This window comes from Nonomuraea zeae (assembly GCF_005889725.1).
In the GTDB taxonomy this organism is placed as follows: Bacteria; Actinomycetota; Actinomycetes; order Streptosporangiales; family Streptosporangiaceae; genus Nonomuraea; species Nonomuraea zeae.
In genome coordinates this window covers 1-2,056 of sequence record NZ_VCKX01000631.1, presented here as the reverse complement: position 1 = coordinate 2,056, position 2,056 = coordinate 1, and the positions used below count along the sequence as shown (strand labels likewise).

At 73.1% G+C, this 2,056-nt stretch carries 2 protein-coding genes; both read right to left on the bottom strand.

What is annotated here, in order from left to right:
- A partial coding sequence (locus ETD85_RS61940) for a condensation domain-containing protein (protein WP_138699039.1) occupies positions 1-1,701 on the bottom strand: 1,701 nt, incomplete at its 3' end.
- The coding region (locus ETD85_RS61935; protein ID WP_138699038.1) for a phosphopantetheine-binding protein at positions 1,698-2,056 on the bottom strand (359 nt) is incomplete at its 5' end. The genes ETD85_RS61935 and ETD85_RS61940, both read right to left, overlap by 4 nt.

Genomic DNA, 2,056 nt, shown 5'->3' with positions numbered 1-2,056 from the left:
GAGCTGGAAGGTGTCCTGCATCCAGCGCAGCCGGTTGACGATCGCCCGGTGGGAGACGCCCACGCCTTTCGGGCGTCCGGTGGATCCTGAGGTGAAGATGACGTAGGCCAGGTTGTCCTCGTGCACCAGCGGCGGCGTGCGGCCACCCCCGGACTCCGCGGCGGTGAGGACGATCTCCGCTCCGGCGTCGGCGAGCATGCCGCGGCGCCGTTCCTCGGGATCGGCCGGATCGAGGGGCAGGTAGGCGCCACCCGCCGCCAGCACCCCGAGGAGCACGACCGGGAGGTCCAGGCCGCGTTCCATGCACACGCCGACCGGCTGGTCCACCCGCACGTCCAGCCCGGCCGCCACGGCGCGGGCCCGCTCGGCCAGCTCGCGATAGGTCAGCCGGTCGCCCTCGAAGACCAGCGCCGTCGCCTCCGGCGTCCGCTCGGCCTGCTCGAAGACCAGCTCGTGCAGCAGCCCGCCCGGGTGGTCGCGCGCGGTGGCGTTCCAGCGCGCGAGCAGCGCCGCGTGCTGCGGTGAGATACCGAGATCTCCTGACAATGCGCGAAGGTAGTCATCCCGGATCGCCGCGATCTGGTCGGCGGGGAACTGCGTGGTGTCGTACGAGATGGTCAGCGTCAGTCCCTGGCCGGGCGTCCGGACGAAGGCCGCGCTGAAGGCGAAGTCGGTCTGCTCGAAGAAGTCCTGGCCCTCGATGGGGGTGGCGGCGCCGCCGTTCACGTGGAAGTCGCGGAAGTCCACGTGCGTGTCCAGCAGGCGCGCGCGGCCGCTGGCCCGCTGGATCTCGAAGAGCGGGAAGTGCCGGTACGGCAGCGCCGCCACCTCCGCCTGGAAGACCCGCTGGACCAGCTCGGGAGCGTCGGCGCGCACGCGCAGCGGGACGGTGTTGAGAAACAGGCCGAGCACCTCGTCACCCGCCTCGCTCTCCGGGCGGCTGTGCGTGAGCATCCCCGTGAGGACGTCCGGGTCGCCGGTCAGCAGCGCCATGACGCGCACGTGCGCCGCGAGCAGCACCGAGCGCAGGGGCACCCGGGCCGAAGCCGCCTCCTCGGCCAGCGCTTTCGCCAGATCGTCGGGCAGCGCCGTGGCGAGGACCTCGACCCTGCGCGGTCCGCCGGTGGGGTAGCCGGGCATCCGGGGCAGCCGGCCCTCCGGCGCCTCGGCGATCGCCTCCTGCCAGAACTCCGCCGCCTCCGGCCGGGCGAGCAGGGCCTTCTCGGCCGCCACCAGGTCGCGGAAGCGCGCCCCCGGCGGGTCCACCGGCAGCCCCGGCGTCGCATAGCGCGACAGCAGCTCGCTGACCAGCGCCGCGACGCTCCACCCGTCGAGGATCGCGTGGTGGAAGTAGACGGTCAGCGCGAACCTGCCGGCCTCGGGCCGTACGTGGACGCGCAGCAGGGGAGCCTGCGCCCAGTCGAACGGCCCGTACTCCGGCTCGCCGCCGGAAACGGTCAGCGGGATCTCCGTGCGGTCGTGCACGAGCTGGACGGGCTCGCTGAACCCGGTCAGGTCGAAGGAGGTCCGCAGCACCTCGTGTCGCGCCGACAGCTCCGCCAGCGCCCTGACCAGCGCCGCCTCGTCGAACGTGCCGCGCAGCGTGAGCGTGGTGTGGTCGTGGAAGGTCACGCCGTCCAGCTCGCTGTGGTACAGCATCCCGGCTTGGAGGGCGCTGAGCGGGTAGGCGTCGATGATCATCGCGTGAGCCTCTCTCTGTCCGCCGGGCTGAGCAGGTCGAAGGCTCCCGCCGTGGCTTCCGGTACGGCCTGCCGCGGCCGCAGTACGGTGGCCAGCTCGGCGACCGCCTGGTGGGTGAACAGGTGCTGCAGCTCCACGCCGTAGCCCGTGGCACGCAGCCGGGCCACGACCTTGAGGCTGCTGATCGAGTCGCCGCCCACGGCGAAGAAGGTGTCGTTCCTGCCGACCCGGTCGAGGCCGAGAACCTCCTGCCAGACCCGCGCGACGGCGCGTTCCGCTTCGCCGCGTGGCGGTTCCCAGGGCAGGTCGGCCGGGCGGCCGGGGGCGGCCTGCAGGCAGGCGTGGCGACGCTGGG